Raw genomic sequence first — 15,069 nt, 5'->3', positions numbered from 1 at the left:
CCTTTCCAAATCCATGATTTTCCTTGTGATTCCATTTTACACAAAAACTGGGAATAAAGCAAGCGAATGCGTCTCTTGACTTTTTATGCGAAGGAATTATAATAGAAGTACATTGGATACAGGAGAACTTTTATGAGAAATCCGACCTGATTTGTTTTTTGCGCATTTGGCTCGTCTGAAAGAGTACGGGCTTTCTTTTGCTACCAAAAAACGAAACAGGAGGATCTTTTTTTGCGGTCTTTTCAATCTCATATTTATTTTGTAATTGTCCTTTTGCAGGGCATGGTGTTTTACGCGCCCGCCGCGGGGCTGTACCGGGTGGAGCGCGGCCTGAGTGTGTTCGACATCACGCTGATTGAGAGCATATCCCTGATTGTGATGATCGCGCTGGAAATTCCGATGGGGTTTCTCGCGGAGCGGATCGGGTACCGGAAAACCATCTTTTTCTGCAACATTCTGTTCTTTCTCTCCAAGCTGGTTTTCTGGCGGGCGGACGGTTTTGCGCTGTTTCTGGTGGAACGGATGATGCTTTCCGTTGTGTGCGCGGGTCTTTCCGGCTGTGATTCGGCCTACCTTTTCGCCTGCGCGGGAGAAACCGACAGCGCGGCGGCGTTCAGTCGTTACCATGCTCTTACGACGCTGGGAATTGTTGCCGCAGCGCTGGTTTTTACGTTTGGGATCGGCGGGAATCTCGATCTCTCCGCCGAGCTGACCGCGGTGGTTTACGGCGCCGCCGCCCTGCTTTCATTTTTCTTACCGGAGGTTGAAGTTCCCCGCGCGGAGCATGCCCCAATGAGGCAAACGGTACGCTTCCTTCGTTTGCGCGGCGGGGAAACCCTGCGGTTTTTGCCGTATCTGGCCGCGTGCGCGCTGCTGACCCAGACGGCGCAGACCGTTTCGGTGTTTCTGAGCCAGCTGCAGTACCTGCGCTGTGGAATCGCAACCGAAACCATGGGGCTGTGCTATCTTGCGGTGCAGGGGGCGGCGCTCTCTTCTGCGTTTTCCCATCGCCTTTCCGCCCGGTTGGGAGAAACGGCGTTTTCCTCCGCGCTGTTTGTGGCCGCCGCGGTTTCCTGCGCCGTTTTAGCGGTTACGCGCAGCGCGGTGCTTTCGGTTGCCTGCGTCGCGGCCCTGAGCGCGGCTGCCGCGCTGCTGGGGCCTTCCGTGATGACGGTTCAGAATCGCCAGCCCGGCGCAAGCTTTGCCCGCGCCGCCGTTTTAAGCGTTTATTCCATGGGGACGGACGGCTTTTCCGCGGGGGTCAGCGCGGCGATTGGAAAGGCGGCGGACGGCGGACTGGGCCGGGCGTTTCTTTGCAGCGCCGCGTTTTGCGCCGCGGGTCTTGGCTTGTACCTTTTCTGGGCGCGGTACGTCGGGACAGGGGACGGCCGGTTCACCGGCGGACCGGGTGAGTGTTCGGAGCGGACCTAAAAGAGCCAAAAAACCGCCGCGTCTATTTTTCAGACGCGGCGATCTTTTTTTCATAGAATTCCATTTTTTGATCTAAGTGACTTAGGTGCTCTTCCCAGATCCTTTTTTGCTCCAGAACGAACGCACGGTGATTTTTGAGCAGAGTCAACCGCTCCCGCAGGGTGGAATCGCCCTGGCCGCGCAAAAAAGCATAGCGCCGGATCTGTTGAATCGGCATTCCGGTTTCTTTCAACCTTTTGATAAAAGAAATCCATTGCAGATCGGCATCGGTAAAAATTCGTCTGCCGGAGCTGTTTCGATTCACGGCAATCAGCTTTTCCTTTTCGTAATAACGCAGGGTGTCGATGCTGATTCCGGAAAGCCTTGAAAATTCGCCGATCAAATAAGACATCAAAATTCCTCCCGCTTTTCGCTTGACCTGGAGTAAACTCCAGGTGGTATGTTTCTATCATACTGCAAAAGGAGATGAATAACAAATGGAAACAAAACGTTATGAAAGCGGCGCCGCACGGCTGGCCGAAATCGACGGGGAGGGAGGAAAACGGGTGATCGATTCCCTGCGGGAGATTGCGCCGGACCTGGGAAAATACATCATTGAATTCGCGTTTGGGGATATTTACCGCAGAGAGGGGCTGAGCCTGTGGGAGCGCGAGCTGATCACGATTGTGAGCCTGCTGACGGCGGGCGGCTGCGAGCCTCAGCTGGAGGTGCACATTAACGGGGCGCTGAATGTCGGCATGCCGCCGGAAAAAATTGTGGAGGCGTTTCTCCAATGTGTTCCGTATACCGGATTTCCCCGGGTACTCAACGGGATTGTTACTGCGAAAAAAGTTTTCGACAGTCGTAATCTGTCTGTAAAGCCGCAAAAATCACCGGAAATTTAGCCGGAATTACCGCCGGGACGGGATAACTCGAGGTCAAACTGAATAAATTCCCGGAATGGCTTTTGAAACGCGAAGAAGAGAAAAAGAAGCAGATTGATGAAATAACAGCCGAAGATCAGATCTCTGGGACACAGCCATTCGGCGGCGGCTCCCGCGGCGGCGATGCCGAGCGGGGCGATTCCCTGCCCGCCGACCGCGATGAGCGAAAACACCTTGCCGCGCATCTCCTCCGCGGTGCTTTGCTGTACGGAGGTGAGAATCAGCATGTTGACGACGGAATTCCCGATCCCGGCGACGCACAGCAGGAGGATTCCGGTTCGTACGCCGAAAAACGGGAACAGCGCGTTGAGGGCGGTGTCGGCAAAGGCCGAAGAAAGAAAGAAAACCATCCGCTTCCGGCGCGGAATCCGTATAACGGAGGTAAGCAGCATTCCGAACAGATTTCCGGCGCAGACGGCGCCCGCTGCAAGCCCGTATTTTTGGATTCCGTAGCCCGGCGTGTTTAAAAACAGCGGCTGAAGCAGGATGGAGGCTCCGCTGCCGAAAAAGTTCAGGAAGCAGGCCATCAGAATCATCATCCGCAGACCGGAGAAATGAACGGTGTACCGGAGTCCGCTTTTTAACTCCTCAAAAAAGGAGGGCGGCTCCGGCGCATCGTTTTCTGTTTTCGGGGGAAGGGTTAAAAAAGCGACAGCCCGCCGGAGACCAGAAACGAAATACCGTTGAGGAAAAACAGCGGCCATGCTCCCAGAAAGCCGTAAAGAAATCCGCCGGCCGAATTCCCGGCGGTCTGCGTCAAGCGGCCCGCGAGGCTGATCATGGAATTTGCGCGCATCAGAGTTTCTTCCTCCACTACGCGCGGCATCACCGACCTGACGCACGGAGTGAAGAAAGCCCCGCCCACGCTGACAACGGTACCCGTCAGGGAAAACATCCACAGCGGAATCCCCCCGAGAAACGTCCAAAGCGCCGCGGCGGTCATGACGAGGCCGCGGGAAAGATCCGCGAGGACAAGGATCCGTTTTTGATTGCACCGGTCGATCACCACGCCCGCGAACGGGGCCGCGATCAGGCCGGGCACGGCGGTGGCGGCGACGACCGCCGCCATCAGCGCGCTGGAACGGTAGGCCTGCAGCAGGAAAAAGCCAAGCGCGATTTCATACATCACGTCCCCCGCCGCAGAAATCAGCTGGCCCTGCCAGAGAAGCAGGTAATTTTGGTGCTTTTTCAGATTCCGCATGATTTCACCTTCTGTTGCAAAGCTTGAATTATCATACGATTCAAAAATATGTTTGTCAATACGCAAACAAAAATAAACTGTGTTTACAAGTTTGATAAAACGTGATAAGATAAAAGGCAGGAGGGGATTCAAATGGAACTCACGGAATTATTTTGGAGCGCGTCGGTCGAGGAGCTTGCCGCCGGATTTGTGTACCGGGACGGCTTTTATATCTGCCTGATCTGCGGGGAACGCTTTGAGGACGGCGCGGTTTATCGCGACGGAGAGTCCTTTTACGAAGCGAGAAAATATATCGGGAAGCACATCGCGGCGGAACACGGCTCCGCGTTCGACTGCCTGATCAATTTGGACAAACGGGATACCGGCCTGAGCGAAATACAAAAGGAGTACCTCCGGAGCGCGTATCAAAAGCGTTCCGACCGGGAGACGGCAAGGGCGATGGGGTGCAGCGAATCGACCGTTCGAAACCATCGGTTCAAGCTGCGCGAAAAAGCGAACCAGGCGAAGGTCTTCCTCGCGATTCACCGGCTGGTGGAGCGCAACGCGGAGGAGGAGGGCGCGGGCCGTCTGCTTCCCGTGCCGAAAAGCGCCGCGATGGTCGACCTGCGGTACGCGGTGACCGAGGCGGAGAGCGAAAAAATTCTCCGCACGTATTTCGACGAAGCGGGGCGCTTGAAGGAATTTCCGGCGAAGGAAAAGAAAAAGCTCGTCGTGCTGCGGCGGCTCGGCGCCCTGTTCGCCCCGAAGCGGGAATACACGGAAAAAGAGGTCAACCGGCTGCTGGAGCGGGTCTGCGACGATTATGTGACGATTCGCCGCGCGCTGATCGAATACGGCTTCCTCGACCGCAAAAACGACGGCTCCTGTTACTGGGTGCGGGAATAACAAAACAGGAGCCCCCTGAAACGGAAGCCCCTGTAACGCGGCAAAAGACGGAGAAAACGCTAAAGCTCGACAAAGCCCGTGGAAACGGAATTTTGAAACGCGCGGTCGTGCTCGACGAAAAGCATGGTGGGCGAAAACGCGCGGATCAATTCCTCCAGCTGCACGCGGGAGAGCAGATCGACGTAATTGAGCGGTTCGTCCCAGAGATAAAGGTGAGCCGGTTCGCACAGACTCGCGGCGAGCAGAACCTTCTTTTTCTGCCCCTCGCTGTAGCCCGCCGTGTCCTGTTCGAACAGGGCGCGCGAAAAATCCAGCTTGCGCAGAATGGAAAACAGCAGGGTCCGGTCGATTCCCCGTGACTCGGCAAACTCCGTCAGAGTGCCGCGAAGAAAATCCGTCTCCTGCGGCACATGCGAAACGACGAGCCACGGCGCGGAGCGAAAGTCGCCGGTATAATCAATTTTTTGCCCGGTGAAGAGTTTCAGCAGGCTCGATTTTCCGCTGCCGTTGCGTCCGCGCAGAGACAGCCGGTCGCCCGCGCACAGGCGAAACGAAACCGGGCCGCAGACCTTCCGGCTGCCGTAATACAGGCATAGTTCCCGCGCCTCGGCCAGAAGCCCGTTCGGTGGGGAAAGCGGGTGGATTTTCAGGCTTTCGGCCGTGTCCAGGTTTTGCAGCAGCTCCGACTGTTCCCGCACCGCCTTTTCGCGGCGGGCTTCCGTCGATTTTGCCCGCTTCATCATCTTTGCGGACTTGTGGCCGATGTATCCCCGGTCGGGGCGCAGTCCGGAATTTCGCGTGCTGTGTTTGGTCTGTTCCACGCGGTCCGACCAGCCGGAGGTTCGCTCGGCGGCGTCGGAAAGACGTTTGACCGTCCGCTCCAGCTTTTTGTGTTCGGCCAGCTCAAATTCATCGCGCAGGCGCTTGTTTTCCAGAAACGACGAACAATTCCCCTGTTCCAGGTCGATGCTTTTGCGGTTGATGGAAAGGATGTGGTCGACGCACCCGTCCAGAAACGCGCGGTCGTGCGAAACCAGAAGGAATCCGCTTTTGGAGCGCAGATAGCGCGCCGTGCGCTCGCGGGCTTCCAGATCAAGGTGGCTGGTCGGTTCGTCGATGAGCAGAAAGCGGTTTTCTTTTAAAAAGAGCGCCGCCAGCAGTATTTTGGTTTGTTCGCCCCGGCTCAGCGTGGAAAACGGGCGCTCCGCGGCGTTTGGCGAAACGTCCAGCAGGGACAGCTCCCGCTCGGCCCGCCAGTCCTCGCAGTCCGGAACAAGACTGTGAAAAAGCTCCAGGGCGGATTTGGATTCGTCCGGCACCTCGAACGGGAAATAGTCGAATCCGACGGACGCGGAAATGGTTCCCCGGTACTCGTATTTCCCCATCAGAAGATTCAGAAGGGTTGTTTTGCCCTTCCCGTTGCGGCCGATCAGACCGAGCTTCCAGTTGGTGTCGAATTCGAACGACGCGTTTTCAAAAACGCAGTCCGGACTGCCGTCATAAGCAAAGGTCAGGTTTGATATTCGGATCAGAGACATAATTTCCTCCTGGTAACGCGCGAAAGCCGCGGGAAATTACACCCCGCGGCTCCAGAATAAACGGAAGAAATCATCCCGCCCCCGCAAACGGCGGACGGAAAAATCCCCGGTCAAAAACGGAGCGGTTCGGACGCGCATTCTCCCCGCAGCCGCACGGTGACAAAGACAGCCCAAACAAAACCGGACTGTCAAACCGATTGGCGTACTCATCATCAGCGGGAAAAATGACGCATCCTCCCAGCTCCCTTCCTAAATTACTGCCTTTAATGATACTAAAAACATCACGGCTTGTCAAGCGGAAGGCCGGGCCGAAATTTACCAAAGCTCGTTTTTGGTTCCGCAATACGGGCATTTGGGGGAATCCAGGTCGTATTTTTTATGACAGTTCGGACAGACGACCTTTTGAATGTCATCCTCTTCGGGCTTTTCGGGGGGCGGGTCAAGTCGAGATTCTAGGGCAGAGACGCGTTCCATCAGATCTCCAAGCTCAACCAGCGCCAGCCCGAGCGTGATCAGCAAAAAAACACACAGCACGCTGAAAAAATTCAAATTGCCCGTCATGAAAAATAGCAAAACGACGGAGGCGGGCAGAGTCAAAAGACCAACTGTTTTCAAAAAAGAAGACATGAATAACCTCCCGGTTCCCCTGGCGCGCCGAGAAACGGCGCGAGAAAAAGATTGGATCCCTTTCTCCATCATACCGCGAGGATCCTGTTTCTTCAAGGGAAATCATCAGAAGAAAAACAAATCGCCGGGAAAGGGAGGCGTCAGCTTTTGCGAGGCCGGGCGCGCTTGATTTTCGGGCGCGGATAGCCTATGATAAAAAATGAGGCGGCAAAGCGCCGCGGAAACGGAGAACCATGATGGAAAAACAGGAACGAAAAGAGCGGCTCAGCGAATACCGCGAACGCAAAAAAATCGGCGGAATCTGCGCGGTTCGGAATATAAAAAACGGAAAAATGCTGCTGACGGCGGCGCCGGATCTGCGGGGCTTTCAGAACCGATTTGAGTTTTCTAAAACAACCGGGGGCGCGGTGAACCTGAAGCTGCAAAAGGACTGGGACACGTTCGGGCCGCAAGCGTTCGAGTTTGAAGTGCTGGAAGAGCTGGAACAGAAGGAAACCCAGACCGCGAAGGAATTTTCGGAGGATTTAAAGGCGCTTTTGGAGCTGAAAACGGAGGGCTTCGACCCGGAAACGCTGTACTGATTAGGAAGCGGGAGGAAATTTACCATGCGGGAGCAGTATGTGAGCAAAGCGGTGCTGCGGCGCGATCAGGTGCCGGATTTTAACCGGTATCCGTTTTCCGTCCCGGCGGTGCATGCATTGACGGAGCTGCCGCTGCATCCGAACGTGACGTTTTTAGTCGGGGAAAACGGATCGGGAAAATCAACGCTGACGGAAGCGCTGGCCGTCTGCTGCGGTTTCAACCCCGAGGGCGGCAGCCGGAATTTCAATTTTGAGACCTACCGCTCCCATTCGGAGCTGTGCGACTACCTTTCGCTGTACAGAGGCGTGCGGCACCCGCGCGACGGGTATTTTCTGCGCGCCGAAAGCTTTTACAACGTGGCGACCAGCATTGAAAAAATGGACGAGGGCGGAATGGGTCCGCAGATCAAGTGGAGCTACGGCGGCTCGCTGCATGAAAAATCGCACGGGGAAAGCTTTTTCGCGCTGCTGATGAACCGCCTCGGCGGGCATGGGCTTTATATTTTCGACGAGCCGGAGGCCGCGCTCTCGCCCCGGCGGCAGCTCGCGATGCTTTGCCGCATTGACGAGCTGGTGAAAGAAGAATCCCAGCTGATCATCGCGACGCATTCGCCGATTTTGACCTCGTACCCGGACAGTGTCATTTACGAGCTTTCCGCCGACGGAATTCACCGCCGTGCATATGAGGAAACGGACAATTTCCGTGTGACAAAGGAATTTTTAAACCGGTATCCCCGCATGCTGCGGGAGCTTCTGGAATAGAAAGCAACCGATGCGATAAGGAGATAATTTATGGATCAAAGAGAAAATTATACAAAGATTAATTCGGAAACTTGGGACCGCTGGGCGCAGGACGGGAACGAATGGAGCGTCCCGGTTTCTCACGAGGAATTTATCCGTGCCCGAAAGGGAGACTGGAGCGTGCTGCTGACGCCGGTGAGGCCGGTCCCGAAGGAGTGGTTCCCGCCGTTTTCGGGGCTGAAAATTCTGGGCCTCGCCAGCGGGGGCGGGCAGCAGATGCCTGTTTTTACGGCACTGGGAGCCGAGTGCACGATTTTCGACAATTCCGCCCGGCAGCTGGAAAGCGAGCGGATGGTCGCGGAGCGCGAGGGATACCGCATCGAAATCGTCCGGGGAGACATGACAAAGCCGTTCCCGTTCCGCGACGAAAGCTTCGACCTGATTTTCCATCCGGTTTCCAACTGCTACATTGAAGAGGTTCAGCCCGTTTGGAACGAGTGCTTCCGCGTCCTGAAGCACGGCGGCGTTCTTCTCGCGGGGATGGACAACGGCCTGAATTTTCTTTTCAACGACTACGACCGCCTGGTGGTGGAAAATCCGCTGCCGTTTAATCCGCTGAAAGATCCGGTTCTTTACGAAGAGCTGATGAAAAACGACGACGGGCTGCAGTTCAGCCATACGATGGAGGAGCAGATCGGCGGCCAGCTGAAAGCCGGGTTCCGCCTGACCGAGCTTTTTGAAGACCGCGACCGGCCGGGAAACGGAAGGCTGCGGGATTTTGCGCCGACCTATCTCGCGACCCGCGCGGTAAAGCCGTAACAAAGAAGGGGCTGTTGCAAAATGAATTTGCGATAGCAAATTGCACAAAGGAATAGCTCCAAAAGCAAGAAAGTGCGTCTTGAAGCGGCTGCCGAAGCCCAATCAAGGCGCATTTTTTGTGCAATATTTTTCGTCGAGGCTATTTTGCAACAGTCCCTTTTTGTAATTCAAAACCCCCCGGCTGTGTAGGGTAAGAAGCCCCCGGACGCCCTTGAGGCGCAGTCGGCGTAACAGGGTTTTGCCCGCATAGGAATTACCCCCCGGCTGTGCCGGGGGGTAATTATTGGATGACCGGATTATGATGATTGCGGAATCTTCAGATTGAACGCCTGATCCGAGAATTTTACGGACTGAGCCAGCGTTACCGTATCTTCCCTGCTGAACTGTTCTGCGTTCAGGAATATCGCATAATTTATGCCGCGGTCTTCTTTCGAAAAAAACACATACCACATCGTGGAATTCAGCGCGTTTTTGTCAACAATATTCTTTTCAGAGGCTTCGGACGCAGAATATAAGTCGAAGCTTACCTGAACGATGGCGGCGGGCACCTCGCAGTGCTCCAAAGGCTCCATCTTCGTCAAATACTCGGCATGATTCCATGGCGGCGAGACGTCGACCAGCTGTCCCTTTTCGAATTTACAATCCAGGTTGTCATAGATCTCGGCTCCGCCGTACGAATTCCAGCCGGGCGGCGTGGTGTCGGATGCTTTTTTGGCAGCGCAGCTTCCAGTGGATTTCAGGCAAAACAGATTGCCGCCCAGAAAGCCTAATTCCTTGTTGTAACCTCCGTCGGACAAGGTGTCCGGCAAGCGGTAGGAGATATATTGGTTGATCGAATCGGCCGGATTTGCCGCCGTCTGTTTCGTAGACAAATTTTTTCCGCCCGGGTTTTCAGCCGTTGAAACAGAGGAGTTGGAGGCTCCGCAAGAACAAAAGTTGAATGAAATAAGCAAAAATGAAAAAATCAGAATCATTTTTTTCATGCGCTCAGCTCCTTGCATGCGATCGGACTGACGGACTCAGCGTTTTTTATCCGCCTTGTAGTAAGAGGACGGCATGGTGATTTCCAGCTGTTTGCCGGTTCCGTTGACCACGCAGTCCAGCGGGTCGTCCGCGACATGGACCGGCATGCCGGTTTCCTGCTCCACCAGACGGTCCAGCCCGCGCAGCAGCGCGCCGCCGCCGGTCAGCATAATGCCGTGGTCGATGATGTCCGCCGAAAGCTCCGGCGGAGTCTTTTCCAGCGTGCTCTTGATCGCGTCGACGATCAGGGCCAGCGGGTCGCTCAGCGCTTCGCGGACTTCCCCGGCGCTGATGGTGACGTTTTTCGGCAGGCCGTCGACCAGATTGCGGCCCTTGATCTCTACGGAAGCGCCTTCGTTGTCTTCCGTCGGGAACGCCGAGCCGATCTTGATTTTAATTTCCTCCGAGGTGCGTTCGCCGATCAGGAGGTTGTACTTCTTTTTTACATAGGAAATGATGGATTCGTCAAACTTGTCCCCCGCGCAGCGGACGGAGACGGAGGTGACGATGTCGCCGAGCGAAATCACAGCGACCTCCGCGGTGCCGCCGCCGATGTCGACGACCATGCTGCCGGTCGGTTCGGAGACGGGCAGCCCGGCGCCGATGGCGGCGGCCATCGGCTCTTCGATCAGCTCCACGTTATTGGCGCCGGCCTGACGGGCGGCGTCCTCCACGGCTCGGCGCTCAACCTCCGTAACGCCGGAGGGGATGCAGATAATGATATGCGGCTTGGAGAAAGCGTTCGCCTTTACCGCCTTGCGGATAAAGTGCTTCAGCATCGTCGCGGTAATGTCGAAGTCGGCGATGACGCCGTCCTTCATCGGACGTACGGCGACAATGGAGCCCGGCGTGCGGCCGATCATCTCCTTCGCCTGCTTTCCGACCGCCAGAACGGTGTCCGAACGGACGTCCACCGCGACGACGGACGGCTCGCGCATGACGATTCCTTTTCCCTTCATAAATACCAGGGTATTCGCGGTACCCAGATCAATTCCTATATCCTTTGAAAACATCTGTTTTTCCCCTTTCAAGTCATCCGGGCCGGGAGCGGTGCCGGAAGCTCCGATCTTTCCTTATTATAACCCGAATGCCGGAGATTCTCAATATCTAATTCCAGAATTCCGTGCCCGCGGCGGGCTACTCGTCTTTTTCCTGCAGGCCGGTGAGAATCCGGTGTATTTTTGAAATCGGCAGGCCGACAATATTGTAGTAATCGCCGTTGATCCGCTTGACAAACAGCGCGCCCCGGCCCTGAATCCCGTAGGCCCCGGCCTTGTCGAGAGGCTCCCCCGAATCGACATAGGCGTCGATTTCCTGTTGCGAAAGCGCGTAAAACTCGACCGACGTGCACTCGTGGCCGCAGATGAGCTTTTTGCCGCTGATTACGGTATAGCCGGTGTAAACCTGATGTACGTTGCCGGACAAAAGCTTCAGCATGGCCTTTGCCGCATCCGCGTCCTTCGGCTTGCCGAGGATTCTGCCCTTGAGCACAACGAGGGTGTCGGCGGCAAGAACCACGGCCTCGGGGTTCTGTTTTGCGACGGCCTGCGCTTTGCGCGCGGCAAGCTGCTCCACAATCTGCATGGGCGGCGTTCCGTGCAGAAAGGTCTCGCTGACATTTGCCGGCGCGGCGGTAAATTCATAACCGGCCATTTTCAGCAGTTCGCTGCGGCGCGGCGATGAAGATGCAAGCAATAACATGGTGACGAAACTCCTATCTCTTTTGATGAATTTTCTTCAGCGGATTCTGTTGTACGCCAGAATCGCGGCAAGCAGCAGAAGCGCCTGCGCAACGTGCAGGTCCACGGTCATGCCGAACGTGAAGCGGAGAACGGACAGGTCCACGTTCACGGGCGAAACCCCGAAGCTGGCCCCGGCGCTTAAAAAGGAGAGAAAGCGCACGCCGGCCGCCGCGTCGGAAGCGGCTTTGCCCAAAACGACCGCCAGGACAAGCAGGACGATAAACAGAAGCGTTTTTAGAATACCCTTTTTCATGTAAAAAAACATCCCCGACAATATTTGCTATTTTCCGGTGGAGCCGAACCCGCCGGCGCCCCGGTCCGTTTCGCCCAGGTCGTCCGTTTCCAGAAGCTCCGCCTGAAAAACCGGCGCCACGACCAGCTGGGCGAACCGTTCCCCAGGGGAAAGAAGATAGGAAGCATCCCCCGAATTGACGATCCCGACGATCAGCTCGCCGCGGTAGTCGCTGTCGATGACGCCGACGGCGTTCGACAGCGTGATGCCGTGTTTCACCCCAAGGCCGCTTCGCCCGAAGATGAGCCCGACGGTATCCGGCCCGGGCAGCGCGACCGCCACGCCGGTCGGAATGCGGTAAAGCCCGCGCGGCTCGATCAGAACCGGTTCGTCGATGCAGGCGTAAAGGTCCAGCCCCGCGGCGCCCTCGCTGCCGCGCGTCGGCAGCACCGCGTTTTCCCTGAGTTTTTTAATTTTTACCGTTTTTTTCATGCATCCTCCCGCCGGGGAGCGAAACCGCGGTAGTACAGCCCCCGCGTAAAGGAGTTCGGCTCCGCGGCGCCTCCGGTTCCGTTTTCCGTGTCGTTGATGATCCGTTCCGCCTCGCCCTCGGATTCCGTCGAAAAGCGAAGCAGGCCGAAATCGATTCGCTCCACGTCGTTCCCGCGCCCGGCGAGGGACAGCGGGACGGAGTTGAGCACCTCGCTGCACGCGCCGTAACACTGCACGGGGAATTTGACGCCCCGTCGGTCGGTCAGCTCCGGCGGCGTTTTGCAGGAAAGGCAGCCCTTTGGCGAATTCGCCGCCGGGCAGTTCCGGCAGAGCATCAGCGGAAGCCTGCCGTACAGGAAAAGCCCGCGCGGCGTGTTGCCGCCGATCTTCGCCGCCTGACGCAGCGTCAGCTCAAACGAAAGCTCCGCGTCGGCGACGCCGAGGGCGCGGTAGGATTCCAGCGCCGGGGTATTGGTTATGTTCAGTGAAAAACCTCCGTGGACGGTAAAGCCGCAGTCCAGCGCGAGCCGGACTGCATCGAGCGTGCCGGCCCACACGTGGCTGATTCCCGCCGCCTTTGCGTTTTCCAGGCTGCGGCGAACCGCGTTTTCCATGCCGAACATGCCGCGCGGCAGCTCGACCGCCGCGGGAAAGCCGTCCTCGAGCAGTTTTGCAAGGCGGCGCGGCTCCGTGCGATAAGGGACATAGCAAAGCTCCAGCCCTTTGGCGTTTTCCGGAAGTTCCGTGCCGACAAAGCGGGCGCGCAGCCGGAAAGGAGCAGCTCGGTGCGGCTCCGGGCCGGGATCGGCGCAGTCCGCCCACGGAATCGCGGGACGTTCGGCGCGGCGGCTCAAAAGGGCGTCGAGTGCCTCGCGCCGCATCCGGTTCAATTCCGAAACGGGAACGGCCAGGCCTTCGTCAAGCTCCACCCGGGTCTCGCCCGCGAAAAACGGAGTTCCGCCCGTCTTTTGAAGCTGACCGGAACAGCGGCCGGCGTCGAGCGCGCGGTGCGCCGCGCGCTCCGGAACCATTCCGGAAACGGTGGCCTCTCCGCCGTCCCGGTCGGCGGCCGTCAACTGCATCGGCTTATTATATTTTATTTTCAAAGTAAAATCAACGGGAATTTTCATAAATTCTTTGGAATAAAGATTTCGAAGGCCGGAGAGCACTTCTCCGGTCGCCGCGGCGGCGTCTTCCTTCGAGCGGACGCCGAACATTTCCCGCCCGCGCTTGCCGTCCGGGTAGCCGGCGGTAAAACCGGAGCGCGAAAAAACCGCGCCGAGGCTTTGCAGCAGCTCGGGCGGGATTTGCTTTCCGTCCGCCGCAAGGCGGCAGGCGGCAGCGGCGGCGGCGACGTACTCCGGCCGCTTGAGCCTGCCCTCGATTTTCGCGCAGACCGCGCCCGCTTCGGAAAGCTCCGAAAGCCGGGGGATCATCGACAGGTCCTTCAGGCTCAGGTCGTGCCCCGTGCCGCCCGGGGCCGCGAACGGCAGGCGGCAGGGCTGGGCGCACATGCCCCGGTTGCCGCTGCGCGAGCCGAGGACGGAGCTGAAATAGCACTGCCCGCTGACCGACATGCACAAAGCGCCGTGAACGAAGGTTTCCAGCTCGATCGGGCATGCGGAATGAATCTCCCGGATTTCAGCGAGAGAAAGCTCCCGCGCCAGAACAACGCGCGTAAAGCCGAGGCCGTACAGCGCTTTTGTGCCGGACGGCGTGTGGACGCCTGTCTGTGTGGAGGCGTGCAGTTTCAGGCCCGGCGCGTGCCGGAACAGAAGGGACGCGAACCCCAGATCCTGCACGAGCAGCGCGTCCACCGGCAGGGAGCAGGCGAATCGCGCGAAATCGAGCGCCGCTGGGAGTTCGTCGTCCAGCAGCAGCGTGTTGACCGCAAGGAATACCTTGACCCCGCGCGCGTGGCAGTACCCGACGGCCTCCCGCAGCTCCGCGTCGGAAAAGTTTTTCGCGCCCGCGCGCGCGGAAAAACGGCCCCCGCCGAGGTAAACGGCATCCGCCCCCGCGCGGACGGCCGCCGTCAGGCTTTCCGGCGAACCGGCCGGAGCCAGAATCTCCATGTTACGGTTCATCGGTTTTCTTTTCAAAAAAGCTCATGAAGCCCTCCGGGTCCGGGCCGTCCTCCTGCGGGGTTACGCGGGAAAAGCTGCCCGTCTGCGGGCGGGGCACGTCCGCGCCGGGCGCGATCGGCGGCGCCTTTTCGGCGGGAGCGCCCTCCGGAACCTCTTCGCCCGCCGCGGAAAGGCGGGAGCGCAGGGTCTGGATCTCGCGCTTCAGGCGCTCGATTTCCCTGCGGGATTCCTCCGCCTCCAGACGCGCGTGGGAAGAATCCTCCAGGTAATCGCGAATCTGCGTGCGCAGATTTTCAGCCGCGTCGGCCGCCTTGTGGGCCTCGTCGCAGTAGCTTAACGCGGCGGTGATTGCAGCCATCGTGGCGGAAATACGCTCGTTCCGGTCCATGAACGCATCGATGGCCTTCTGAACCTCGTCGCCGACGGAGCGCATGTAACCCTCGCTGTCCTCAGAACTGATGACGCATTCACAGCCGCAGATGTTCAGTTTGATCCTGTTCTTGCTCAATCCATTCATTCCCTTTCATGAAGCCGCGTTTGATATATAGCCTATTATAATCTATTTCACTATAATATGAAAGTGATTTTCGTCACTTTTTCTTTCCGCTTTTTGCGCGCCGCGCCGGAAAAAACGGAACCCGCCCAAACCGGACGGGCGGGAATGTAAAATTTGTTGAAGTTGCATAAATATCGAGAAAAAATCTCTTCCAATAAATCTTTGAAAACCGGAAGCAGAATTTTGTAGAA

The 15,069-nt window shown here is 57.5% G+C and carries 18 protein-coding genes; 6 read left to right on the top strand and 12 right to left on the bottom strand.

Annotated features, from left to right (window positions below):
- The first annotated feature begins 231 nt into the window (after positions 1-231).
- On the top strand, positions 232-1,431 hold the full coding sequence (locus tag HCR03_RS11535) for an MFS transporter (RefSeq protein WP_187034303.1): 1,200 nt from the start codon (positions 232-234) through the stop codon (positions 1,429-1,431).
- Between the two features lie 22 nt (positions 1,432-1,453).
- Here HCR03_RS11535 and HCR03_RS11530 read toward each other — a convergent pair whose 3' ends face one another.
- The gene (locus HCR03_RS11530; RefSeq protein ID WP_066645674.1) at positions 1,454-1,822 is read right to left on the bottom strand and encodes a MerR family transcriptional regulator; all 369 of its coding nucleotides are present in this window, start codon (positions 1,820-1,822) and stop codon (positions 1,454-1,456) included.
- 85 nt (positions 1,823-1,907) lie between these two features.
- On the opposite strand from HCR03_RS11530, the gene HCR03_RS11525 reads away from it, so the two are divergent.
- On the top strand, positions 1,908-2,315 hold the full coding sequence (locus HCR03_RS11525) for a carboxymuconolactone decarboxylase family protein (RefSeq protein WP_066645675.1): 408 nt from the start codon (positions 1,908-1,910) through the stop codon (positions 2,313-2,315).
- Here HCR03_RS11525 and HCR03_RS20150 read toward each other — a convergent pair.
- Positions 2,312-3,058: an MFS transporter gene (locus HCR03_RS20150; protein ID WP_187034302.1), complete on the bottom strand. Its 747-nt coding sequence runs from the start codon at positions 3,056-3,058 to the stop codon at positions 2,312-2,314. The two genes, HCR03_RS11525 and HCR03_RS20150, sit on opposite strands and share 4 nt — an antisense overlap.
- The gene (locus HCR03_RS20145; protein ID WP_187034301.1) at positions 2,995-3,555 is read right to left on the bottom strand and encodes an MFS transporter; all 561 of its coding nucleotides are present in this window, start codon (positions 3,553-3,555) and stop codon (positions 2,995-2,997) included. Before HCR03_RS20145 ends, HCR03_RS20150 begins: the two co-directional genes overlap by 64 nt.
- Positions 3,556-3,687: 132 nt before the next feature.
- Between HCR03_RS20145 and HCR03_RS11510 the strand changes: the two genes are divergently transcribed.
- The gene (locus tag HCR03_RS11510) at positions 3,688-4,440 is read left to right on the top strand and encodes a DUF2087 domain-containing protein (protein ID WP_187034300.1); all 753 of its coding nucleotides are present in this window, start codon (positions 3,688-3,690) and stop codon (positions 4,438-4,440) included.
- Positions 4,441-4,499: 59 nt separating this feature from the next.
- Here the strand turns inward: HCR03_RS11510 and abc-f are convergent, their stop codons facing one another.
- Together abc-f and HCR03_RS11500 are read right to left on the bottom strand one after the other, a co-directional pair.
- Complete coding sequence (gene abc-f, locus HCR03_RS11505) at positions 4,500-5,978, bottom strand: ribosomal protection-like ABC-F family protein (protein ID WP_187034299.1); 1,479 nt, start codon at positions 5,976-5,978, stop codon at positions 4,500-4,502.
- A 315-nt stretch (positions 5,979-6,293) separates the two neighbouring features.
- The gene (locus HCR03_RS11500) at positions 6,294-6,605 is read right to left on the bottom strand and encodes a hypothetical protein (RefSeq protein ID WP_156990362.1); all 312 of its coding nucleotides are present in this window, start codon (positions 6,603-6,605) and stop codon (positions 6,294-6,296) included.
- 233 nt (positions 6,606-6,838) lie between these two features.
- Between HCR03_RS11500 and HCR03_RS11495 the strand changes: the two genes are divergently transcribed.
- Genes HCR03_RS11495 through HCR03_RS11485 form a run of 3 tightly spaced genes read left to right on the top strand, consistent with a single transcriptional unit; the run spans position 6,839 to position 8,746 of the window.
- Positions 6,839-7,186: a GIY-YIG nuclease family protein gene (locus tag HCR03_RS11495; protein ID WP_156990363.1), complete on the top strand. Its 348-nt coding sequence runs from the start codon at positions 6,839-6,841 to the stop codon at positions 7,184-7,186.
- 24 nt (positions 7,187-7,210) lie between these two features.
- A complete protein-coding gene (locus tag HCR03_RS11490) occupies positions 7,211-7,948 on the top strand; it encodes an AAA family ATPase (protein WP_187034298.1) in 738 nt (245 codons plus the stop codon).
- A gap of 30 nt (positions 7,949-7,978) precedes the next feature.
- On the top strand, positions 7,979-8,746 hold the full coding sequence (locus tag HCR03_RS11485) for a class I SAM-dependent methyltransferase (RefSeq protein ID WP_187034297.1): 768 nt from the start codon (positions 7,979-7,981) through the stop codon (positions 8,744-8,746).
- 296 nt (positions 8,747-9,042) lie between these two features.
- On the opposite strand, the gene HCR03_RS11480 is transcribed toward HCR03_RS11485, so the two are convergent.
- The 7 genes from HCR03_RS11480 to zapA all read right to left on the bottom strand — a co-directional run bounded on the left by HCR03_RS11480 (position 9,043) and on the right by zapA (position 14,830).
- On the bottom strand, positions 9,043-9,618 hold the full coding sequence (locus HCR03_RS11480) for a hypothetical protein (RefSeq protein ID WP_187034296.1): 576 nt from the start codon (positions 9,616-9,618) through the stop codon (positions 9,043-9,045).
- Between the two features lie 147 nt (positions 9,619-9,765).
- Positions 9,766-10,782 (bottom strand): rod shape-determining protein, encoded by a 1,017-nt coding sequence (locus HCR03_RS11475; protein WP_066645693.1) that lies wholly within the window; start codon positions 10,780-10,782, stop codon positions 9,766-9,768.
- Positions 10,783-10,906: 124 nt separating this feature from the next.
- Complete coding sequence (locus tag HCR03_RS11470) at positions 10,907-11,470, bottom strand: Maf family protein (RefSeq protein WP_187034295.1); 564 nt, start codon at positions 11,468-11,470, stop codon at positions 10,907-10,909.
- A 36-nt stretch (positions 11,471-11,506) separates the two neighbouring features.
- Positions 11,507-11,764 (bottom strand): DUF4321 domain-containing protein, encoded by a 258-nt coding sequence (locus tag HCR03_RS11465; protein ID WP_187034294.1) that lies wholly within the window; start codon positions 11,762-11,764, stop codon positions 11,507-11,509.
- 27 nt (positions 11,765-11,791) lie between these two features.
- The gene (dut, locus tag HCR03_RS11460) at positions 11,792-12,235 is read right to left on the bottom strand and encodes a dUTP diphosphatase (protein WP_187034293.1); all 444 of its coding nucleotides are present in this window, start codon (positions 12,233-12,235) and stop codon (positions 11,792-11,794) included.
- The gene (locus tag HCR03_RS11455; protein ID WP_228724955.1) at positions 12,232-14,322 is read right to left on the bottom strand and encodes a peptidase U32 family protein; all 2,091 of its coding nucleotides are present in this window, start codon (positions 14,320-14,322) and stop codon (positions 12,232-12,234) included. Before HCR03_RS11455 ends, dut begins: the two co-directional genes overlap by 4 nt.
- Positions 14,312-14,830 carry a cell division protein ZapA gene (zapA, locus tag HCR03_RS11450; protein ID WP_066645698.1) on the bottom strand — a complete coding sequence of 173 codons (519 nt, stop codon included), beginning with the start codon at positions 14,828-14,830 and terminating at the stop codon, positions 14,312-14,314. Before zapA ends, HCR03_RS11455 begins: the two co-directional genes overlap by 11 nt.
- Positions 14,831-15,069 lie beyond the last annotated feature (239 nt).

Source organism: Caproicibacter fermentans, from assembly GCF_014303955.1.
Classification (GTDB): domain Bacteria; phylum Bacillota; class Clostridia; order Oscillospirales; family Acutalibacteraceae; genus Caproicibacter; species Caproicibacter fermentans.
The sequence above is the reverse complement of the archived record's forward strand: the minus strand, read 5'-3'. Positions and strand labels throughout refer to the sequence as shown.

Bases quoted from the DNA above. Each gene is read 5' to 3' on its own strand.
- HCR03_RS11530 (WP_066645674.1), bottom strand. From the start codon at position 1,822: ATGTCTTATTTGATCGGCGAATTTTCAAGGCTTTCCGGAATCAGCATC.
- HCR03_RS11525 (WP_066645675.1), top strand. From the start codon at position 1,908: ATGGAAACAAAACGTTATGAAAGCGGCGCCGCACGGCTGGCCGAAATC.
- HCR03_RS20150 (WP_187034302.1), bottom strand. From the start codon at position 3,058: ATGGCCGCTGTTTTTCCTCAACGGTATTTCGTTTCTGGTCTCCGGCGG.
- HCR03_RS20145 (WP_187034301.1), bottom strand. From the start codon at position 3,555: ATGCGGAATCTGAAAAAGCACCAAAATTACCTGCTTCTCTGGCAGGGC.
- HCR03_RS11510 (WP_187034300.1), top strand. From the start codon at position 3,688: ATGGAACTCACGGAATTATTTTGGAGCGCGTCGGTCGAGGAGCTTGCC.
- abc-f (WP_187034299.1), bottom strand. From the start codon at position 5,978: ATGTCTCTGATCCGAATATCAAACCTGACCTTTGCTTATGACGGCAGT.
- HCR03_RS11500 (WP_156990362.1), bottom strand. From the start codon at position 6,605: ATGTCTTCTTTTTTGAAAACAGTTGGTCTTTTGACTCTGCCCGCCTCC.
- HCR03_RS11495 (WP_156990363.1), top strand. From the start codon at position 6,839: ATGATGGAAAAACAGGAACGAAAAGAGCGGCTCAGCGAATACCGCGAA.
- HCR03_RS11490 (WP_187034298.1), top strand. From the start codon at position 7,211: ATGCGGGAGCAGTATGTGAGCAAAGCGGTGCTGCGGCGCGATCAGGTG.
- HCR03_RS11485 (WP_187034297.1), top strand. From the start codon at position 7,979: ATGGATCAAAGAGAAAATTATACAAAGATTAATTCGGAAACTTGGGAC.
- HCR03_RS11475 (WP_066645693.1), bottom strand. From the start codon at position 10,782: ATGTTTTCAAAGGATATAGGAATTGATCTGGGTACCGCGAATACCCTG.
- HCR03_RS11470 (WP_187034295.1), bottom strand. From the start codon at position 11,470: ATGTTATTGCTTGCATCTTCATCGCCGCGCCGCAGCGAACTGCTGAAA.
- HCR03_RS11465 (WP_187034294.1), bottom strand. From the start codon at position 11,764: ATGAAAAAGGGTATTCTAAAAACGCTTCTGTTTATCGTCCTGCTTGTC.
- dut (WP_187034293.1), bottom strand. From the start codon at position 12,235: ATGAAAAAAACGGTAAAAATTAAAAAACTCAGGGAAAACGCGGTGCTG.
- HCR03_RS11455 (WP_228724955.1), bottom strand. From the start codon at position 14,322: ATGAACCGTAACATGGAGATTCTGGCTCCGGCCGGTTCGCCGGAAAGC.